This is a genomic window from Mycobacterium sp. E2238, from assembly GCF_001672665.1.
Classification (GTDB): domain Bacteria; phylum Actinomycetota; class Actinomycetes; order Mycobacteriales; family Mycobacteriaceae; genus Mycobacterium.
Window position 1 is genome coordinate 1 of the sequence record NZ_LZKF01000255.1, and the last position, 20,675, is coordinate 20,675.

The 20,675-nt window shown below is 65.4% G+C and carries 19 protein-coding genes; 9 read left to right on the forward strand and 10 right to left on the reverse strand.

The genetic code is table 11. The features are described 5' to 3' along the window. The first annotated feature begins 1,007 nt into the window (after positions 1 to 1,007). The 6 genes from A5711_RS23945 (at position 1,008) to A5711_RS23970 (ending at position 7,664) form a co-directional block, all read left to right on the forward strand. The gene (locus A5711_RS23945; RefSeq protein ID WP_197520855.1) at positions 1,008 to 1,976 is read left to right on the forward strand and encodes a GlxA family transcriptional regulator; all 969 of its coding nucleotides are present in this window, start codon (positions 1,008 to 1,010) and stop codon (positions 1,974 to 1,976) included. Between the two features lie 242 nt (positions 1,977 to 2,218). After that, the gene (locus tag A5711_RS23950) at positions 2,219 to 3,082 is read left to right on the forward strand and encodes an alpha/beta fold hydrolase (protein ID WP_082975834.1); all 864 of its coding nucleotides are present in this window, start codon (positions 2,219 to 2,221) and stop codon (positions 3,080 to 3,082) included. Positions 3,083 to 3,181: 99 nt separating this feature from the next. Further along, entirely contained in the window at positions 3,182 to 4,141 is a 960-nt protein-coding gene (locus A5711_RS23955; RefSeq protein WP_082975835.1) for an alpha/beta fold hydrolase, read from the forward strand. After that, on the forward strand, positions 4,036 to 5,085 hold the full coding sequence (locus A5711_RS23960) for a 2-hydroxy-3-oxopropionate reductase (protein WP_082975836.1): 1,050 nt from the start codon (positions 4,036 to 4,038) through the stop codon (positions 5,083 to 5,085). Before A5711_RS23955 ends, A5711_RS23960 begins: the two co-directional genes overlap by 106 nt. Before the next feature lie 143 nt (positions 5,086 to 5,228). Continuing rightward, a complete protein-coding gene (locus tag A5711_RS23965) occupies positions 5,229 to 6,425 on the forward strand; it encodes a cytochrome P450 (RefSeq protein WP_369829961.1) in 1,197 nt (398 codons plus the stop codon). Between the two features lie 21 nt (positions 6,426 to 6,446). After that, entirely contained in the window at positions 6,447 to 7,664 is a 1,218-nt protein-coding gene (locus A5711_RS23970) for a CaiB/BaiF CoA-transferase family protein (RefSeq protein WP_067950944.1), read from the forward strand. 107 nt (positions 7,665 to 7,771) lie between these two features. On the opposite strand, the gene A5711_RS23975 is transcribed toward A5711_RS23970, so the two are convergent. Genes A5711_RS23975 through A5711_RS24000 form a run of 6 tightly spaced genes read right to left on the reverse strand, consistent with a single transcriptional unit; the run spans position 7,772 to position 14,606 of the window. After that, positions 7,772 to 8,965, reverse strand: a complete 1,194-nt coding sequence (locus tag A5711_RS23975) for an acyl-CoA dehydrogenase family protein (protein WP_067950945.1) — start codon at positions 8,963 to 8,965, stop codon at positions 7,772 to 7,774. Between the two features lie 14 nt (positions 8,966 to 8,979). Next, complete coding sequence (locus tag A5711_RS23980) at positions 8,980 to 10,038, reverse strand: acyl-CoA dehydrogenase family protein (RefSeq protein ID WP_067950946.1); 1,059 nt, start codon at positions 10,036 to 10,038, stop codon at positions 8,980 to 8,982. A 2-nt stretch (positions 10,039 to 10,040) separates the two neighbouring features. Continuing rightward, on the reverse strand, positions 10,041 to 10,871 hold the full coding sequence (locus A5711_RS23985; RefSeq protein ID WP_067950947.1) for an amidohydrolase family protein: 831 nt from the start codon (positions 10,869 to 10,871) through the stop codon (positions 10,041 to 10,043). Then, positions 10,852 to 12,519 carry an acyl-CoA synthetase gene (locus tag A5711_RS23990; RefSeq protein WP_067950948.1) on the reverse strand — a complete coding sequence of 556 codons (1,668 nt, stop codon included), beginning with the start codon at positions 12,517 to 12,519 and terminating at the stop codon, positions 10,852 to 10,854. Before A5711_RS23990 ends, A5711_RS23985 begins: the two co-directional genes overlap by 20 nt. A gap of 11 nt (positions 12,520 to 12,530) precedes the next feature. Further along, positions 12,531 to 13,733 (reverse strand): amidohydrolase family protein, encoded by a 1,203-nt coding sequence (locus A5711_RS23995; RefSeq protein WP_067950949.1) that lies wholly within the window; start codon positions 13,731 to 13,733, stop codon positions 12,531 to 12,533. A gap of 30 nt (positions 13,734 to 13,763) precedes the next feature. Continuing rightward, complete coding sequence (locus tag A5711_RS24000; protein WP_067950950.1) at positions 13,764 to 14,606, reverse strand: enoyl-CoA hydratase; 843 nt, start codon at positions 14,604 to 14,606, stop codon at positions 13,764 to 13,766. Between the two features lie 285 nt (positions 14,607 to 14,891). On the opposite strand from A5711_RS24000, the gene A5711_RS24005 reads away from it, so the two are divergent. After that, complete coding sequence (locus A5711_RS24005) at positions 14,892 to 15,131, forward strand: general stress protein CsbD (protein ID WP_067950951.1); 240 nt, start codon at positions 14,892 to 14,894, stop codon at positions 15,129 to 15,131. 90 nt (positions 15,132 to 15,221) lie between these two features. Here the strand turns inward: A5711_RS24005 and A5711_RS24010 are convergent, their stop codons facing one another. Both A5711_RS24010 and A5711_RS24015 read right to left on the reverse strand, forming a co-directional pair. Then, entirely contained in the window at positions 15,222 to 16,229 is a 1,008-nt protein-coding gene (locus A5711_RS24010) for a dihydrodipicolinate synthase family protein (protein ID WP_067951085.1), read from the reverse strand. A 44-nt stretch (positions 16,230 to 16,273) separates the two neighbouring features. After that, positions 16,274 to 17,071, reverse strand: coding sequence for an SDR family NAD(P)-dependent oxidoreductase (locus tag A5711_RS24015; protein ID WP_067950952.1), 798 nt, complete (start codon positions 17,069 to 17,071; stop codon positions 16,274 to 16,276). Between the two features lie 222 nt (positions 17,072 to 17,293). On the opposite strand from A5711_RS24015, the gene A5711_RS24020 reads away from it, so the two are divergent. Continuing rightward, a complete protein-coding gene (locus A5711_RS24020; protein ID WP_067950953.1) occupies positions 17,294 to 18,106 on the forward strand; it encodes a TetR/AcrR family transcriptional regulator in 813 nt (270 codons plus the stop codon). A gap of 19 nt (positions 18,107 to 18,125) precedes the next feature. Here the strand turns inward: A5711_RS24020 and A5711_RS24025 are convergent, their stop codons facing one another. Both A5711_RS24025 and A5711_RS24030 read right to left on the reverse strand, forming a co-directional pair. Continuing rightward, entirely contained in the window at positions 18,126 to 19,022 is an 897-nt protein-coding gene (locus A5711_RS24025) for an enoyl-CoA hydratase/isomerase family protein (RefSeq protein ID WP_067950954.1), read from the reverse strand. Next, entirely contained in the window at positions 19,019 to 19,726 is a 708-nt protein-coding gene (locus tag A5711_RS24030; RefSeq protein WP_067950955.1) for a hypothetical protein, read from the reverse strand. The genes A5711_RS24025 and A5711_RS24030 overlap by 4 nt, the downstream gene beginning before the upstream one ends. Before the next feature lie 131 nt (positions 19,727 to 19,857). Between A5711_RS24030 and A5711_RS24035 the strand changes: the two genes are divergently transcribed. Continuing rightward, entirely contained in the window at positions 19,858 to 20,670 is an 813-nt protein-coding gene (locus tag A5711_RS24035) for an enoyl-CoA hydratase/isomerase family protein (RefSeq protein ID WP_067950956.1), read from the forward strand. Positions 20,671 to 20,675 lie beyond the last annotated feature (5 nt).

Below are 20,675 nucleotides of genomic sequence, written 5' to 3' on the forward strand. Positions count from 1 at the left end.
CGCGTCGGCACGGATTCTCCGACATGTCGAGTTTCAGCCGCGCCTTCCGCGCCGCATACGGACTGTCCCCGCGGGACTGGCGCGGTCACCGCCTGCGTGCCGGCGCTGAGACGGAGTTTTCTTCTGCCACACCGCAGTAAAGGTCCCGCGGGGCACAGCTGCACCACGCCAGCTGCGACGTCGGTCTGCGCGGCAACGGCCTCGCCCCTCCGGGCGGCGTGACTTGGAGCGCTCTACGCGGTGCACCACTGCTGCCCCGGGTTCGGCGCCATCACCCTTCGGCAACGTCCGCCCCGGCCGCCTGCAGCAGAGGCACAACGTCGTGCAGCCCCGGCACACACGGACACGCTTTCGCGCGCAAACATAAGCCATCAGAACCTCTGCGCTGCCGGGCCGCGATGACATGACCGGTGGGCCTGGGGAGGAACCACGGGGACCAGGGTGAGACGTAACTCGAAAGGGCTGGGCACACGCCGGAAATCGCGTGCTGCTCGACGGGCAAAGGCAAAGTTGTTGGCGACTATTCGAGGACGGGAAGCTCTCGCGCGATCGACCTGCCGCCCCCGGATCGGCGCACCCACCGACCGCGTCGAGATCGGCACCTGGGCACCCGCGCTCCCCGGCGCCGGCTCCCGGCGCTGCGCCGCCCCGGCTGAGCATCGGGATATGCCACCACTCACCACTTGCTGGCGGACCGATCGAATCGATCACACTCAAACACATTGCGGCACAGCCAAAGTGACCGGAATCACCTCATGGATCTCACTCTAGACCGAATCGAGCGGAGTTCCCCGCCCTCGGGCCCGCCGCGGCCGGGCGATCGCAGTCGACATCCGGCTGCGCTGACCTCTGCGCATCCGAAGTCACCGCCACTATTCGCGACGCCGGCAACGCATCAACTCCCGAGTCGGCGTGAGGACAGCGTCGCGATCGCGCGCGATGGGAGCGGCATTCAGTGCACCGGTGCTCACCGCTTGGGCAGAGGCCGAAGCCTGCGCACCGTCGCGGTGCTGATGTTCAACGGGGCGTCGATGTTCGAGACATCGGTGCCGATGAGCGTGTTCGGCATGAACCCTGCCGGGGCTCCCACATTCACCGTGCTGCCGGTTGCCGGCGAAACCGGCCGGATGCGCACCAGCGACGGAGTTGGATTCGATCCACCGCATGGGCTCGAGGCCCTAGACCGCGCCGGGATTGTGGTCTTACCCGGCTGGCGCAGTCCTCATGACGCCCCACCTTCTGCGTCACTGGAAGCAGTCCGCACAGCGCACGCCGATGGAGCCTTGATCGTGAGCCTGTGTATGGGCGCGTTCGTCCTCGCAGCCACCGGTCTGCTCGACGGCCGGCGGGCCGCCGCGCACTGGTTCCACGCACCCACGCTGGCAGCGCGGTATCCATCGGTTCACGTTGACCCCTCGGTCCTCTTCATCGACGACGGCGACATTGTCACCAGCGCCGGGACGGCAGCTGGTCTGGACGCCTGCCTTCATGTCGTGCGACGCCACTGGGGCGCCGCCGCGGCCACGGCGATAGCCCGTCATCTCGTCCTGTCGCCCGCACGATGCGGCAGCCAAGCACAGTTTGTCGATCACCACGTCCCCGTCCGGTCCGAAGACGTCGAACTGGGAAGGGTGATGGAGTACGCCATCGCTCATCTGCAGCACGTGGACATTGACGCGCTCGCCGTACGAGCCGGCCTGAGCCGCCGGACCTTCGACCGCCGCTTCCGGGTCCAAACAGGGGTCTCGCCGCTGCAATGGCTACTGCACCAACGGATCCTGCGCGCCCAGAATCTTTTGGAGCGCACCGAGCTGACCGTCGACGCCATTGCGCGACAGGTAGGTCTGGCCACCGCGGTGTCGCTCCGTCCCGCATTCCGGCGCATCGTCGGCGTCAGCCCCCAGGCGTACCGGCAAGCTTTCCGGACCGTCGACGCACATGCCGGTACTGACCGGCAATGCGGGCTGACCAACTAGGTGGCGTCTCGCTGCGACTGCGAGCAGGCACCGCGGACCGCGTTCCTTCCGGCGGCTGACGAGCGTCCCGCCGGGCAAAATGAGTCAGAAGGCGATCGATTCCAGCCAGCCGGCGATCTGACCTCGGGCCAGCTTTTACGATCACTACGGAGAGCCCCGAACCGGCTCCGGGTAAACCCTTTTCGGAGCAGCACCGTCGCGGATCGCGAGGCGCTGGTGCGCCGACAGGAAGGATTGGTTCCGTGCCCTACTCGAGCGAACACGACGGTTTCAAGCTCTACTACGAGCGCTCCGGGCAAGGTGTCCCGGTCGTCCTGATTCACGGCAACCCCGGCGACCACCGGGAGTACTCCAGGGTCATGCCGCAACTGGTGGAGCACGCCGATGTCACCGTGATCGACTTGCGCGGTTACGGCAAGTCGGACAAACACCTGAGTGATCCAACGGCCTACGCACTCAGTCGCCAGGTGGGCAGCGTCATTGCCCTGCTCGAAGAATTGGGTATCAGCAATGCCGTGCTGGGCGGATACGACATCGGCAGCTTCACCGCCCAGACGGTCGCATCGACCCGGCCCGATCTGGTGCGATCGCTGGTAGTCGCACCGCCCACCCTGGGCGTCGGGCGGCGGATTCTCGAAGAGGACGCGGTGAACGCGTTCGTGCACGCCATCTTCTACAAGTCGGAACTCGTCGAAGAAATCATTGACGGCAAGCCCGACGCCGTCCGCGCTGCACTCAAGGAAAACCTGGTGAACTGGTCGGCGCCCGGATCGACCGTCGTCGACGACCTCCTTGACCACCTAACCGAGAACCACTGCGCACCAGGGGCATTCCTGGCCGGCGTCCTGTGGTTCCGCAACCCTGAGGGCAATCCGATCACCTTCTACGCAAACGAGACGACGCCGGCACGGGAAGACAGGTTCGCCAAGCCCATCACCATCTTGTGGCCGGACCAGGACCCCCTGTTCCCACAGGCGTGGAGCGACACCCTGGATGACTTCTACGCAGACTTCACCCTCGAGTACCTTGACAACTGCGGCCATTTCAGCCCACTGGAGTCACCTGACATCTGGTCCAAGCACCTCCTGGAACACATCAGCCGGTGACCATCGGCCACACCGGAGTTCCGGTTTCGCACCTCGCATCACTCACGAAAGGGCCATTGTCATGAGATCGTCGGGTGCACCCGCCGAGCCGCACTGAACATGATCGGCAACGCCCAACCCGGCGACCGCCCAAACCCAAAACAGGCTGTCGCACAGGCGGACTCGCGCTGGTTCCCCGGGTTCGACGCCGGTACCTTCGATATCGACGGAACGGCCATCTACGCCCGGTGGGGCGGCAACCCTGGCGGGCCCGCACTACTGCTCGTGCACGGCTACCCCGAGACCCACCTGATGTGGCGCCACATCGCCGGCCGGCTGCGGGACCGCTACTTCCTGGTCATACCCGACCTCCGCGGCTACGGGGCCTCCGCCAAACCGGCCGGGTTACCCGATCACAGCAATTACAGCAAGCGGACCATGGCCAACGACCTCGTCGCGGTCGTGGATCAGCTCGGCCGAGACTCGTTCTACCTCTGTGGGCACGACCGCGGGGCGCGCGTTGCGGCCCGCCTGGCGCTGGATCACCCACACCGAGTCAGGAAGCTGTCTCTGATCGACATAGCCCCCACCCTCGACATGTATATGGCCACCAACCAAGAGTTCGCGACCGCCTACTTTCACTGGTTCCTGCTCATTCAGGCCGCCCCACTGCCCGAACTTCTCATCGGAGGCAACCCGGCCGCTTACCTGGCCATCGTGCTACGACAACTATCAGGCGGGAACGACGACTACCTTGAACGCGAGGTGATTGCCGAGTACGAACGCGCTTTCTGCACTCCCGAGACGCTGCACAGCACCGCCGAGGACTACCGGGCCAGCGCCGGCATCGACCTCGAACACGATCAACACAGTCGCGATCGCGGACATCGGATCGCCTGCGACACACAGGTTCTGACCGCCGAGAACGGAGCAGTGCATCGCCTGTTCGACGCTCACGCCCTCTGGCAAGCCCAATGTGCTGCAACTGTCACCACGACGACGCTGCCATCGGGGCACTTCATCCCCGAAACGCTGCCCGACGAGACCGCCGCCGCGCTATCGAGCTTCTTTCCCACCTGACGCGGTTCTGCCGCTCCGAATCGGTTGAATCAAAGAAAAGCGAGGTCGTAGTGAGTGCGGTCGCCTTCATCGGTCTCGGAATCATGGGCAGTCCCATGGCGGTCAACCTCGTCCGCGCGGGTCATCAGGTGACCGGATACAACCGATCGCGTCACCGAGTTTCCGACCTCGTCGCCGCGGGCGGTGTTGGCGCCGACTCCATCGCCGGCGCGGTCCAGCACGCCGACATCGTCGCCCTCATGCTGCCCGACTCCCCCGACGTCGAAGCCGTGCTGACCGCCGACGGTGGAGTTTTCGAGACGGCCCAACCGGGTGCGCTGATCATCGACTTCTCCAGCATCCGGCCCGACGTCACACGCACGCTGTCCAGCCGGGCGCGCCAGCGCGGCCTCCGGATGATCGACGCCCCCGTTTCGGGCGGCCAGGTTGGCGCCATCAACGCCGAACTCTCGGTCATGGTGGGCGGCAGCCCTGAGGACTTCGCGGCGGCGCAACCAGTGCTGCAAGCGGTCAGCGCCCACGCCGCATTCGTTGGACCCTGCGGCTCAGGGCAGACGTTGAAAGCCGCCAACCAGCTCATCGTCGCGGGCAACATCCAACTTCTCGCCGAGGCGCTCGTCTTCCTCGAAGCGCATGAAGTGGACACTTACGCGGCGATCAGCGTCCTCAGCGCGGGCCTCGCCGGATCAGCGGTACTTGATCAGAAAGCCCACAACATGCTGAGCCGGTCTTTCACGCCCGGCTTCCGCCTCGACCTGCACCACAAAGACCTCGGCATCTTCGCCGAAGCAGCCCGCAGCGTCGGCGCCATCAGCCCTGTCGGTTCCCTCGTTGCGCAACTCGTGGCCGCCGCCCGGGCCAACGGCGACGGAAGCCTCGACCACTCCGCACTCCTGCGGGGAGTTGAGCGGCTCTCCGGTCGCGAGGTAAGGGATAGCGCCTGAGTTCGCAATCCCCGGGCATCTCGGCAGTCGCCGCCACTCGCCCGGGCCACACCGGGCCTTGCCCATATTGTCTACTGTAAGAATTACAGTACGATCTTACGCAATGGCGTGCCCCGTTCCTGCTGGAGATGCTGGAGTACTACGTGACGACCGACGTTCGCAGCGCTGACGAGACGGTCAGCCTGCGTGACCCCTACCCGTTCTTCGCGCGAAAGCGCCGCGAATCCGGGGTGTTCCGCGGGACCGTGATGGACTATGCCAAGACGCCCGAGTCGCTCATGCCCAAGCGCGAGTACTCCGCGGTGTCCTTCGATGCGGTGAACACGGTGTTCCGGGACGGCCGGGTGTTCAGCTCCGCACCCTACGACAAGACGATCGGCCTCTTCATGGGGCCGACCATCCTGGCGATGGAGGGAAAGAAGCATCGCGACCATCGCAACCTGGTGTCCGCGGCTTTCAAGTCCAAGGCGCTGGCCCGCTGGGAGGACACCATTGTGCGGCCGATCTGCAACGCGCTGATCGACGAGTTCATCGCCAGCGGTGAAGCGGACCTGGTCCGGAACTTCACCTTCGAATTCCCCACCCGCGTCATCGCCCAACTGCTGGGGCTGCCGGCCGACGACTTGCCGATGTTCCGCAAGCGCGCCGTGCAATTGATCAGCTACCACGTCGACTACGAGCGCGCGTTCGAGGCGTCGGCGGCGCTCAAGGATTACTTCGTCGAGCAGATCGAACAGCGCAAATCCCAGCCCACCGAGGACATCATCGGCGACCTGGTCACCGCGGAGATCGACGGCGAAAAGCTAAGCGACGAAGCCATTTACTCCTTCCTGCGGCTGCTGCTGCCGGCCGGGTTGGAGACCACGTACCGGTCATCGGGCAACCTGCTGTACCTGTTGCTCACCCATCCGGACCAGTTCGCCGCGGTGCAGGACAATTTGGAGCTGCTGCCGCGGGCGATCGAGGAAGGGCTGCGTTACGAGACACCGCTCACCACCGTGCAGCGGTTCACCACCGAGGACACCGAGCTGGAAGGTGTCGAGATTCCGGCACGTGCGGTGGTGGGCGTGTGCGTCGGGTCAGCGAACCGCGACGAACGGCGCTGGGATCGTTCGGAAGAGTTCGACATTTTTCGCGAGCACCACCCGCACATCTCCTTCGCCGCCGGTGAACACACGTGCCTGGGGCTGCACCTGGCGCGGCTGGAGACCCGCGTCGCGGTCGAATGCCTGCTGGACCGGCTGACCAACCTCAGGCTGCTCACCGACGACGACCCACACATCCACGGCCAGCCCTTCCGTTCGCCGACGGCGCTTCCCGTGGCGTTCAAGGCGAAGTAGGGTCCGAAAATGGTAAAAGTCATGTCGGGCTTCCGGGTCCTCGAACTTGCGCAATTCACCTTCGTCCCCGCCGCGGGCGCCATCCTGGCGGATTGGGGCGCAGACGTTATCAAGGTCGAACACCCTCTGCGCGGCGATACCCAGCGCGGCTTCATCAACATGGGTGGCATCCAACTCGACCCGGAGCGGCACCCGCTGATGGAGCACCCCAACCGGGGCAAGCGCAGCGTAGGGATCGACGTCTCGAAGCCGGGCGGTCAGGAAGTGATCTACGAACTGGCCAAGACCGCCGATGTGTTCCTCACCAATTACATGCCGGCGCAGCGCCAGCGGCACAAGTTCGACGTGGAGCACATCCGCGCGGTGAACCCGGACATCGTCTATGCGCGCGGTTCGGCGTATGGGGACAAGGGCGCCGAGCGTGACACGGGCGGTTACGACGGGACGGCGTTCTGGACGCGCAGCGGCATCGGGTACGCGCTGACGCCCGAGGAGCTGGGTGGCGCGCTTGGGCAAGGCATTCCAGCGTTCGGCGACTCCATCGGTGGCATGTTCATCGCCGGCGGCATCTCGGCCGCGTTGCTGCATCGCGAGCGCACCGGCGAGGCCCTCGAGCTCGACGTGTCGTTGTTGAGCACGGCCTGGTGGGCGGCGGGAGCGAGCGTGACGCAGGGGATGGAGACCGGACAGGTGATGCGCACTCCCATGCCGGGCTCCGCCACCGCGATGTCGGTGAACCCGTTCATGGGCAACTACGAAACTTCCGACGGCGGCACCATCAACCTGTGCATCATCAGCCCGACCGGTCTGATCCGCGACACGTTCGAGCATCTCGGCATCCCCGAGACTGCGGACGATCCCCGCTTTTCGGATGTGCTTCCGCTGATACAGAATGCCAACGCGGCCGCCGAGCTGATCGCAAAGGCCTTCGCCGCCAAGCCTTTCGACTACTGGCGGCAGCACCTGAAGACGATGAAGGGCCAATGGGCGCCGTTCCAGAGCCTCCTCGACCTGGTCGATGACGAGCAGGCCCGTGCCAACGACATGATCAGCGAGGTCGAGCTCGCCAGCGGCGGGAAGCCTTTCCGCGTCGTGCGCGGCCCCGTGCAGTTCAACCACGAGCCGCTGGTCACCACGCGGGCCCCTCAGGCTTCCGAACACACCGAGATCGTGCTGATGGAACTGGGCATGGATTGGGACCGCATCGAGGAGCTGAAGGAGTCGGGAGCCATTGCGTGATCGCGCCGGCGACGATGCTTTGGGTGACGACCTGAGACTTCGCCGAACGTGCACTCAGGGCGAAGAATTGGCTGATTTCTCGCCCTGAGTGCACGTTCGGCGCGTTATCAACCCACCTTCTTGACCGGGGGTGCGTAAGCCGGCTTGCCCAGACCGAGCATGTACTGGGCGATCATGTTGCGGAACACCTCTAGCGTGCCGCCATAGATTCCCACCAGCGGGGCGAATCGGTAGGCGTATTCGGCGCTGCCGTCGTCGGCGGCCGCTTCGGTTCCGTATGGCAGCGCGGAGGCGGTCCCGAGGATGTCCATCAGTTCCGGGGAGATGTCACGCATTGTTTGCGCGATGGCGACCCGGCCGAAGATGCTCGGCGTGGCCAACGCCGTCTCCAGTCGGGCGACGCAGCGGCCCAGCCGGTATGCCACCGATTTGTCGTCGATGAGCCGGTGCCCGTCGCCGTCGGGCCGCGTCACACTCGCCGCGGCCTTGTCCACCGCCTGCGACAGGAAACCGGCCTGGTGCATCATGATTGAGGTGTCCTGCAGTCCGTCGGGGGCGGCGGCGACGGCGCCGTGCTCGACGTTGAGCGGCTCGCGCAGAACGGTCCAGCCACCGTTCACCTCGCCCAGCCGATACTTGTCGTCTACCCGCACATCGCTGTAGTAGACGATGTTGGTCCGATCACCGTCCACCGTGCGGATGCCCTGGATTTCGATGCCCGGCGAATCCAGCGGCACCAGGAACATGGTCAGGCTCTTGTGCTTCGGCTCGTCCGGGGCGGTGTTGGTGATCAGGAAGACGTACTGACAGTTATGGGCGCCGGTGGTGAACATCTTGGAGCCGTTGATGATCCACCCGTCGCCGTCGCGCACGGCGCGGGTCTTACAAGTGGCGATGTCGGAGCCACCTTCGGGCTCGGTGTAGCCCAGGCACAACCGGACCTCGCCGCTGAAGACTTTCGGTAATACCTCGTCGCGTACTTGCGGTGACCCGAACTTGGCCACCGAACGGGCCACCATCGCCGTCGTCCCCCAGGTCACCCAGGGCACGTGTGCACGCCGCTTCTCCAGCTCCCATATGCGCCGCCGCACCCGGGTGAAACCACCTTCGGATTCCGGTTTCCACTCGGCCTCCAAATAGCCTGCCGCGCCGAACTTCAGGTGCAGACCCTCGTCGAAATTGTCGCCCGTCTCGCGGTCCCGTCGCCTGATCTCCTCGGTCATATGGGTATCCAGGAAACTGCGTGCTTCGTCGCGGAATGCCTTGTCGTCGTCCGACAGTTCGACGCGGGAGAAATCCATGATGTCGCCCCTTCCTAGGCCGGCTGCGCCGCGCCCTCGCGGGCGGTCACTATCTCGGCGACCCGTTGCGCCGTGACACCAGGATCACCACCGGCCAGTGGCCATCCCCGGGCGCGCACCAGATACGCCGTCGCCGCGGCTTCGGACGAAACCCCGAGTCCGCCCTGGATGTGAACCGCCATGGTCGCCGCCTTGGCGGCCTCCTCGGCCATGAAAACGAAAGCAGAGGGCGCCAATTCGGGCCGCTCGTCGGGTTCATTGTCCAGAAACCAGGCGGCGCGTCGAGCCAGGTTCCGCCCACCCTGGACGGTGATAGCCATGTTCGCGAGGGGATGGGAGATCGCTTGCAGGGTGGAGATGGGCACGCCCAGCGTGTAGCGGGTCTTGGCGAACTCGGCCGCGATCGTCATGGTCTCCTCCACCAGCCCGACGAGCGCCGCAGCGACCAGCAACCGCCATTCGTCCAGCGCCAGCCGGTACGCCGCCACCGCTTCGCGTCCTTCGGCGACGACCGTACGGGTGTCGGCCGCGGTTGGGTCTACCCACGCCATCGGCAGCCGGCCGATGTTGTCGACCTTCTCGGGGCGGGTCGAGAAGGTCAGCCGCACGACTTCGTCGCCGTCGCGGACGATGATGTGGTCGGCGATCGACCCAGAGGGAATCAACCGCGGACCGCGTCCGGCGTCAAGGCGCGGGTCAAGCGCGGCCAGCTGTTCCCCCTCGGCCACTCCGGCGACCCCCTCACCCAGCGCGCCGAGGCGCCCCAGCAGGCGAGCGGTGCACACATGGTCGATCCATGGAACGGGTGCCAGGGACCGGCCAAGTTCTTCGGCCACCAACGTGAGATCGACCAAGGTGGCGCCGTCGCCGCCGCACGACTCCGGCAGTGCCATCGTGGTCGCGCCCATCCCGCACAACCTTTCCCAGAGGCTTTTGTCGAAGCCGGATGGCTCTGCGGCCCGTACGGTTTCGATCGAGCAGTGGGTCTTGAAGAACTGCTTGTAGGCCTCTTGCAGGGCCACATGGTCGTCGGACAGGCTGTAGTCCAGTCGGCGGAGTTCGAAGCGGTCCATCGTTACTCGTCCTTCCCGAAGAAGAAGTCTCGCGCGTTGTTGTATAGGTAGTTGTCCAGCACCTCGGCGGGCAGGTCAAGGGCACGGGCCTCGGGTATGACCCGGCGCATAGGCAACACCGGCCAGTCCGAGGCGTAGATCACTTTGTTGGGCCCACGGGTGCGCATGTAGTGCAGCAGGCTCTCTGGCAGCCGCTTGGGCGACCACGCCGACGTCATGAGGCGCAGGTTGGCGTACTTCAACAGCAACCGGACGGCCACGTCCCACCACGGGTCGGCGCCGTGAATCATGCACAGCCGCAGTTCGGGGAATCGCACGCACACGCGGTCCAGGTGCATCGGGTGCTGAACCTCCCCGGGTATCGGCGGTCCCGGGATACCGGTGTTGATGCAGAGCGGAAGGTCCAGTTCCGCGCACTTGGCGTAGAGCGGGTAATAGACGGCGTCGCTGGGCGGGTACTGGCCGTCGCCCCAAAAGCTCGGCCCGACTACGGCATAGGCCACCGGCAACTCGCCCGAGATGGCGGTCAGTTCGCGCAGCGACCGCACCGGCCGCAGCAAGTTGGCCCCGCCCATGGCCAGCGCGAACCGGTCCGGCCTGGCTTCGACGAATTTGCGCGCAGTCGTGGACGGGTTGGCAAGCGAGTCCATCAGGATCGCCTTCTGCACGCCCTGTTCGTCCATCTCGGAAAGTAATTCGGAGAGGTCGACCGGGGCAAACATCGACTCGGGGCCCTTGAAGTAATCGTCCCTGACCTTGAGCATCCACGTCGGCTGAGATTCGGCTTCCCCGAAGTGGACGTTCACCAGGCAGTCAATCGCTTTGGTGTTCATGACTTCTTTCGGGGTCGGACGGGACCAGCGCGATCGCCGGAACATGTTGAGTGGCTTGCTCTCTGGCCCAGCGGTAATTGGGCTTGCCGTTCCCGAGGCGTTCGATCTGCTCGACGAAGATGTAGGCCTTGGGCGCCTTGAAATGCGCCAGCTGCGTCGTGCATGCGCCGTAGAGCGCGTCCTGAGTGAGGCAGGCGTCGGCGTGCGTTGCGACGAGCGCGACGACCTCTTCTCCCCACCGCTCGCTCGGGCGCCCTACGACCAGGGCATCGACGACGCCCGGCTGTGCTCGCAGCACTTCCTCGACTTCTTCGACGAAGACCTTTTCGCCGCCGGTGTTCACGACCAGCGAATCGCGGCCGAGTAGGCGAATGGTGCCATCGGGTTCGAGAGATGCCCGGTCGCCGGGGATCACCACCCGCTGTCCCTCGATCTCCGGAAAGGTCCGCTGCGTGGCCCCGGCATCGCCGAAATACCCGAGCGGAATCCGGCCCGTTCGGGCGGCCCAGCCGACCTCCTGCTCACCGGGCCGTAGGAACCGACTCCGGTCGGCCGACACCACGGTCGCCCCCTCCCTGGGCTGGAAGGTCTCGCTGGCGTTCCCTTCACGGCTGTGTCCGAATGCCATGTTGCCGCTCTCGGAGGATCCGTAGCCCTCGATGATGGTGATGTGCGGCAGGCATTCCATCAGTGCGCGTTTGTGTTTCGCGTTGGTCGCGGCCCCTCCGGTGCCGATCGCGTTCAGCGAGGACAGGTCGTAAGAGCGCGCGCGCAGCTCGGCGATCAGCGGCCCGGCGTAGGCGTCGCCCACCATGGTCATCATGCCCACCTTCTCGCGTTCGGCGGTTTCCCACACCGACCGTACGTCCAGCTTGTTGCGGTCGTCGTAGAGCACCACCGGCAGGCCGGCACAGAGCGCGGCGAAGGCGGTCCACATTCCGGCGGCGTGCATGAGCGGAGAGACGGCGAACCAGGGTTGCCCGCCCCCGGCGACTTTGTCGTGAATCTCGGTGACGCTGGCATGGTCGGCGCCCACCATCGACGACACGTACATGTCGCTCTGTCGCCACAACACACCCTTGGGGCGTCCCGTCGTTCCGCCGGTACACATCATGATGAGGTCATCCGGTGAGCCCGCGTCCTCGCGATCGGGGCCGGCGGCCGCCAGCACATCGTCGAACGAGATCGCCTTCGGCAGTTGGGGAACGGTACTGCCGTCGTCGATGGATATCAGCAACTCCGTGCCGGTCGGGGGCAGGACGTCGGCGAACCGCGCGCCGAGCGAGCGGTGGTAGATGATGCCTCGAGGGCGCACATAGTCGAGCAGGTCGCGGATTTCCCGCGGCGAGTAGTGGTGATTGACGTTGACCGGGACGGTGCGCGCCTTGAGGCATCCGATCACCATGTCGGGGTAGAGGTCGTTGTACATGATGAGCGCGATCCGATCCTGGCCGCACTCCCAGCGCTGCAACTCATCGCGCGGGGCGTAGACACCGAATCCCTTGCCCTCGAGGTAGTTCGCCAACCGGTTGGTGCGGCGCGCGGATTCGGCAAAGGTGCTTTTGCGGTCTCCGCACACCGTCATCAGGCGGTCGGGCACCACGTCGGCAATGGCGTCGAGAACGGCGCCCACGGTCCATTCACTCATCGTGCGGGCGGCTAGACGGCCGACGCGACGGGGACGCCGAGCAAGTCGAGGGCGTTGTCGCGCATCACTTTACGGACATCATCTTCGCTGAAGCCGTTGAGCTCCTCGGCGAACGACACCGGCGTCTCGAGACCCTCGCCGTGCGGCCAGTCGGAACCGAACAAGATCTTGTCGATGCCGATGACATCGGCAAGCTCCACCAGGTCGTCCTCGTAGTAGGGGGCGATCCACACGTTGTTGCGCAACTGCTCCACCGGATCCTCGGGAAACTCGCGGGGCTGGGTGTTGGCCGCCTTCTTCAGCCGCTTGATCAGCCGATGGACGAAGTATGAGCCGTTCTCGATGCTGACCGCTTTCAATTTGGGATGACGGGTGAACACGCCGTGCACGATCATCGATGCCATCGTGTCGTGGATGGCGCGGTCGTCGAGGAGCACGTTATCCAGCGGGTCCTTCGCGCCAAACCCCTCGAACGTCGCCTTACCGCCCCACGCCGCCGCGATGTGCAGATAGCCGCTGTCGCTGAGGTGGAATCCGACCGGGACTCCGGCCTCGGCCAGCCGGGCCCAGACTGGGTCATGGCTGGGATGACCCAACGAGCGCGGTTTGACCAAACCGGGCACCGGCGCAGGGCGCACCAGCACCAGCTTGGCGCCGCGTCCCAGCACGAACTCCACCTCTTCGAGCGCCTTTGCCGGGTCGGCCAGCGAGACGATCGGCGCGGCAATGATGCGGTGGTCGGGCCGGTCGAAGCCCCAGTCCTCGTCGAGCCATAGGTTGAACGCGTGCACCGACGCCATCGTCGCCTCGATGTCGTGTTTGAGCGCCTCCTCGACCCCGCATGCGAAAGTCGGCAGCATGAACACCGTTTCGACGTCCTGTGTGTCCATCACCGCCACCCGCGCGTCGCGGTTCTGGTACTCCGGGTGGTCGGCGAGGCGCTCGACCTTCATCAGTGACGCCGGATCGACGCCTTCGGGAATCTCCCCGCGGAACAAGAGATCCAGGCAGCCGGGCACGATGATCGGGTCGAAGGTGGGATTGGGAACGAAATGGTTGACCCGACCCCCGATCACGGCCAAGGTGCGCTTGCCCTGACTGACCATCTGGACGCCGCGGCTCTTGAACGCCCTGTCGAGGTGCCGGGTGAAGGCGTCCAGGGGCTCGTAGTAGTGGTTGTCGACGTCAATCGCCTTGTAACCCAAATTGGCCATGATCTTCCTTTCCGGCGGTACCGGCGAGCGCTAAGCGTCGGTCGAGTCGAGCGAGGGGAACTGCGGGGGCCGCTTCTCGAGGAAGCTGGTGATGCCTTCGATGACGTCCGGCCGCGGCATCGCTTCGCGCAACAGGATTTCGGCGCGTGAGGTGGCGTCCACGACATCGCGCGTGGCGTCACCGTAGACCTGCCTCTTGATCACTTCCATGGACGCCGGCGAACAATTGCGGGCAATGTCCTCGGCGTATTCCAACGCGCGCTTCATCAGATCTTCGGGCGCGACCACCTCCTTGACGAGGCCGAGCTCGGCGGCCTCTTCGGCGAGGAAGGTGCGCCCGCTCAAAAGCAGATCCAGGGCGACGCCCCACGTGGTGAGGCGCGGCAGGATCCAGGAGATGCCGAACTCCGCGATGAGCCCGCGCCGCGCGAAGACCGCGGCGAACTTGGCGCCGGCGGCCGCGAACCGGACGTCACACATGAGCGCGTGGGTCAGGCCGATGCCGACGCAGGCGCCGTTGATGGCCGCAATGACGGGCTTGCGCAGCGTGGTCACGAAATGCGGTGGGCGTTCGCCGACCAAGTCGGCGAGGCTGGTTTGACTCGCCCTCTCCATCGTGTCGCCATAGGTGGGCGCGGAACTCGGCGTGCCCAGATACGCGCCGGCGCAGAAACCCCTGCCCCGCCCGGTCAGCACGATCACCCGGATGGCCGGGTCCTGTTCGGCGCGGTCGATCGCGGAGTAGAAGCCGGCGGCGATGTCTGGACCCCAGGCGTTGAGACGGTCCGGTCGGTTGAAGGTCAGAATCGCGACGCCGCTGCCGGTGGCCTCGTAGAGCACTGCGTCCTCGGAAGCGCCGTCGCTGCCGGACATCTCCCCCGGTACCTCCTCGTCGTTCGCATACCGGATTGCGCGATATTTTGTACGCATACTGTATACCTATCGGTACCGTTTTCCACAACCGCCGCCATGCCCCTGCGGACCCCGGCCGAACAGCGGATATCTGTCTACTGAAGCGCGCTCCTTAGCCGCGGAATATGGGCCGCCGATCGGCCCGTATCGCCCAGTGTGGCGAGCACCACGCCCACACCAGGTTTTCTTCGACCACCGATTTGGGAAAGCGAAGAAAGATACCCGATACCAGGGAGGGGAAACGCAATGGTTGACATCAAGAGTGGCCCGGTCGAGGCGGTCCAGGGCATCGTCCAGGCGGTCTTCGGCAAGGCCAAGGAGATCATCGGCACGATCATCGGCCGCAACGATCTAGTGAACGAGGGCCAGGCCCAGCAGGACAAGGCCGACGCCCAGCGCAACGCGGCCAAGAAGGAAGCCGCGGCCGAGAAGGCCCGGGCCAAGGCCAAGACGGCGGAGGCGCGCCAAAAGGCCGAACAGCAGTAAGGTACGAGGGGTGGCAAGGGCCCGGTCACCGGCTGGTGGCCGGGTCCTTGCGCGTCAGTCGACTTCTGGCACAGGCCTTTTGCCGAGCCGCTACGCTCCGACGAGCCCGAGGCGGCGATACGCCTCCTCGATCTGTGACTTGGCCTCCGGCGGCAATTCCGCTTGCGGTGGCCGGGAATGCGGATACTCGCCTATCGGCAATCCGAGCAGCGAGGCGGCGTACTTGAACGCGCCAGCCCAATGAGTGAAGTAATCGGCCCGCCCCGGATAACAGGTCCACCAGGATCCGACGTCGAGGTCGAACTGGTCCAGTCCCGACTCACGACCGAAATCCATCGCCTCGATCAGCTTGTCGCTTTGCACCAAATCCCAATAATGGGAGAACAATCGCCGCTGCGGAGTCTCGAACAGGTAGCCCGCGGTGCCCAGCTGGGCCGGACAGACGATCCCGTCGCGCAGCCACCCCGCGCGATAGACCGTCTTGTCGCATTCCCAGAGCACCAGGCCGGGCGCCAGCTGGTGCAACATGCGGCTACTCGCCGGCCGGAAGGCGCCCTCCTTCGTGGCGCACACCGCGGGCACCTCGTCGTAGATCCGTGCGCTCTCGACTGCGGTTAGCACGTACCCGGACGACGGTGAGTTGAACATGCCCAGGGCGATGTCGGTGCGGGCAGCGATGTACTTGAAGAATCGCAACACCCCCTCGCCCCCGTGCGCCTCCATCATCGGCGTCTGGATGTAGGCGATGTCGGCACCGGCCTCTTGGGCGTGCAGCGTCAAGTCCAGACAGTCCTTCGCCGCCATCGCCGCCGTGCAGGCTTGCACCACGACATCGGGGTTGACGGCGCGAGCTTCCTCGATCGCCACCTCCAGCAAGCGTTTTCGCTCGTCGAGGGTCAGCGACCAGAATTCGGCGAGCCCACTGGTGCACCACAACATCGGGTGCCCAAGGTCGCCGACGCAATACCGGACCAGCGTCCGGTAGGCCTCCCAGTCGATGTCGTCACCATCCGGGCCGCAGAACGGGGTGTACAGCGAGTCGCCGATTCCCCGCAAGGCCCCGCGCGCCCAGGCGCGCGCCTCACTTGCCGTCGCCACCGTCGACTCCTTCCCATCAGCCGAACTTTCTTCCATCCCGGCGGTTAGGTGAAGTCCGAACCACCGTCGACGTTGATGTTCGCCCCGGTCATGTACGAGTTGCGCCGCGACGCGAGGAAGGCGACCACCGGCCCGATCTCCTCCGGTAGTCCCGCCCGGGGCATGTGCGCGGGATGGCCAAAGTGCTTGGCAATGGCGTCCATTAGCGCGTAGGGGTCGCCGCCGTCGACTCCTACCGACTGCGCCCAGCCGACCAGCGACTCGGACGCGATGGTGCCTGGCGACACCACGTTGACCAAGATCTCGTCCTTGGCCAACAGCAACGACAGATTCTTGGAGACGCTTGTCAGCATCGCCTTGGCCGCCGTGTAGGCGGGCAGCATGACGCTCTGCCGCTGGGTCGAGTGCGCCGAGAAGTTGACTATCCGCGCCCATTGCGCCTTACGCAGCAGCGGAAGTGCCGCGCGGACGCAGCGCACCATGCCCATCACGCCGTCTTCGACGGCTTGGCGCCACTGCTCGTCGGTCAAATCGTCGAAAGTGCCCGCCGCGCCCGGCCCGACCGTATTGACAAGAACATTGAGTTCGCCGCCCCATCGCCGCGCGAGGTCGGCGAATGTTTCGTCGACCTGCCCCGCGTCACCGATGTCCGCGACGAGACCGACGGCATCCGCGCTTCCGCGTGCGGTCAGATCCGCGACCGCGGAGTCGAGTGCATCACGGCTGCGGCCGACCACCGCCACCCGGGCACCCTCGTCGGCGAGGCATCGTGCCGCCGCCAAACCCATCCCGCGGCTGCCGCCGACCACCACCGTTGCGGCATGCGCCAGACCTAAATCCATGGCAATTCCCGTGGCTCATCGGGGGACTCGATCAATGGCCTGTGCCCGGTCATCTTCGCCCGTCCAGCCTTCGTTACCAAAAAGCCTACGATAGGTATTACAGTAGCAGATGAAAAATTGCAGAGAAGCCGAGTTGACGGTCCTCGTCGAGCGGCAGAAACGCCAGCGTATGCGCAGGTGAGCTCGCACAGCTCTCCGACCGTATGCACAGGATACATCGTGATGGAGGTGCCCGTAGTGGCAAAGCAAGCTACTGCCGATAGGCGGCAACGGCGCGAACGCGGATCCATCAATCCCGATGACATTATCAGTGGCGCATTCGAACTCGCGGAGCAAGTATCGATCGACAACTTGAGCATGCCGCTGCTCGGCAAACATCTGGGCGTCGGGGTGACCAGCATCTACTGGTACTTCCGCAAGAAGGACGACCTGCTCAACGCGATGACCGACCGCGCCTTGAGCAAGTATGTGTTCGCCACCCCCTACGTCGAGGCCAGCGACTGGCGCGAGACGTTGCGCAACCATGCGCGCCTGATGCGTAAGACGTTCATGGGCAACCCAATTCTGTGCGACCTGATTCTGATTCGTGCCGCGCTCAGCCCGAAGGCGGCGCGGTTGGGCGCCGAGGAGATGGAAAGGGCGATCGCCAATTTGGTCGAGGCCGGCCTGTCGCCCGAAGATGCCTTCGACACCTACTCGGCCGTCTCCGTCCATGTCCGCGGCTCGGTGGTGCTGCAGCGGCTGTACGAAAAGAACCAATCCACCGACGAGGGTGCGCGTGCCATCGAGGACGCCGTGGCCATCGATCCCGAGAAAACCCCCCTGCTCGCGCAAGTAAGCCGGATCGGTCACCGCATCGGCGCACCCGACGAAACCAATTTCGAGTACGGGCTCGGTTGCATCCTCGATCACGCCAGCCGGTTGATCGAGGAGGGCAAGGGATCGAAGGCCGGCAAGCCGACGCCGTCACGGCAACGCAAGGCGGCCAAGTCGTCTGGGCCGCGGGCACGTACCAAGGCCCCCGCCGGGCGCTAGCTAACCACGAATCGGGTTATTAGGCTTCGGGTTTGGGCACCTCAAAGTATTCATCGCGGAGCCGGAATGCTTCCTTCGTGCCGTGCTGGGCGCGGGCTTTGACGAAGTTGAACTCGTCCGGCCCGAATTGCAGGTTGGTGCCGAAGGCGTGGAAGAGGTAGCTGGCGACTTCCTCACCCTGGTACGCCTGGCTCTGTTCGACGAGACGGAACGCCTCCTTGGCGATCACCACTCCGTCGGCGGGCATCTTTGCCGCCTTCTCGGCCCAGTACCGCGCACGCGCCCCGACGGCGGCTGAGTCGCAGGTGTCGGTGAAAATTCCAAGGTGCTCGAGCTCGCCGGCCTCGATGACGTCACCGGTGAGCAGTAGACGCCGGGCCAGTACTGGCCCCAGCCGGTGGAAGAACATGTGCAGGCTGCCGAGCGCGGGGCCGAGGAAGCGGGTCGCCGGCATGCCGATCTTCGTGTCACGCGCTATCACGGAGATGTCGGTCATCAGTGCCATCTCGAACCCGCCGCCGAGTGCATACCCGGCGATCTCTCCCACTGTCACCTTGGGAAAGCCCATGAAGTTGTGGTAGAAGCCAAAAGACTTGCGGTCCACGGCGAGTCGTCGGCGCTGGCTGGGGCGGCGTTTGGGCGACGGGTCGTCGCCCGGTTGGCTCTGCTTGCCGTACCAGCCGTACGCGTTGTTCATGTCGGCCCCGGTGGAGAAGACGCCACCAGCCCCGCGCAACAGCACCACCGTGAGGTCGTCGTCGTCGGCCACCCGGTCCAGACAGCGGGCGACGGCCTCGCGCATGGCGGCGTCGTAGGAGTTGTGTTGCGCGGGATTGTTGAGCGTGATCGTCGCGATACGCCGGTCGCGGTCGACCTCGAACAGCACCCGATCGTCCTGGGCGCTCAAGGCAGTCATGTGTCGGACTCCTTTCGCCGCCTGCCGAATTGGAACCCGGCCAGCTTTTCCGGTGGGGACGCCAATGTGCTCACCTCGCCGGTGCAGAGCACCTCGTCGTCGAGCAGCAGCCGCGCTGTCGATACGACGCCGCGCTCGCTCTGCGAGCGAGCGATGTCGAACCGCAGCTCGGTCAGCACGGGCGTCGGACGGCGAAACGCGACCGCCAGCGACCGCGTCTTGCCGGACAGGCCCGTGACGCAGTTGTGGTGCTGGATGACGCAGTCAATGAAGACGGCCAGGAAACCGCCGTGCACCAATCCCGGCGGGCCCTCGTAAACCAGGGGGAAGTTCACCCGCCCGGTCGCCTTGTCGGCATCGAGGTGATCGAACAGATACTCGGGAAAGCACGGGTTGTAGGCGCCGATGTCGGTGGCGTGGTTGAGATAGACGCGCCGGGGATCGTCGGGGATGTCACCGATCCGCGGCGCGTTGTCCTCCGGCGCAACGGCGGACAGCTCACGCTCCCACTGCGCGAACTTCTCCACCATGGTGTCGACCGTCGGATGCGGATGCTCGAGTGCCAACAACAGCGAACTCAGGCGCCGCATGGCGCCGGCGGCAGCCACCGTCTGGGCCAGGGGCCGCTCGCCGAATGTGGCATCGCCGGCGCCCGGCGCCTCTGGTGCGGCCCGCCCCTCCGCTCGCCCTCCCTGCAAGGCCATGCTTGTCTCTTTTCGCTCGGGTTCCGGCCCGGCTATTTCCGGCGGCAGCGTACCCTGCTAACTTATACAGCGTATCAATCGTATTGCCTACTGTATGGGTAACCGTATCGGCAGAAAGGCCGGATTCGACGGTGAGTCAGGAGGCCGACACGGCCGGTGCCGACGGTGCGGTGACGGTGCACCGGGACGGCGCCGTGTTGCGGCTCACGCTGGATCGTCCATCCCGGCGTAACTCGTTGAGCCAAGCAATGATTGGTTCCATGATCGGAACATTGACCGATGCCGCCGCCGACGATTCGTTGCGCGCGGTTCTCATCAGGGGTGGCGACGACTTCTGCGCCGGAGTGGATTGGATAGCCACCAACGGCCGGCAGCGCCCTCGCACCGGCGATCTTGTGCGGCGGATCCCCCATGCCGCGCACCGCCTGATCGAGCTGGTGGCGAGCATCCAGCTGCCAGTGCTCTGTAGCGTGCGGGGATGGGCCGCGGGGTTTGGCTGCAATCTCGCGCTGGCAGCCGACTTCACCGTCGCCGCCACCGACGCGGTGTTCTGGGAGCCCTTCGTGGACCGGGGCTTCAGTCCCGACTCGGGCGCCACCTGGCTGCTGCCCCGGCTGGTCGGCCTGGCCCGGGCCAGGCGAATGTTGTTGCTCGGCGAGAAGGTCGGCGCGAAGGACGCGGCCGACTGGGGATTGATCCACCAAGCGGCAGCTCCCGCCGAGCTCGACGGCGCCGCAGAGGAATTGCTCGAGCGGCTGGCTTTCGGCCCGACCGCGGCGATCGGCTTGACCAAGCAGGCCCTGAGCTTCGGCCAACATGCCACGCTGAGCCAAGCCATGACACAGGAGCTGTTCAATCTCGAACTATCTTGCCGGACAGCGGATTTCAAGGAAGGTCTGGAAGCTTTCCGGCAGCGAAGGGCACCGAAATTTCAGGGCCGATGAGGGAG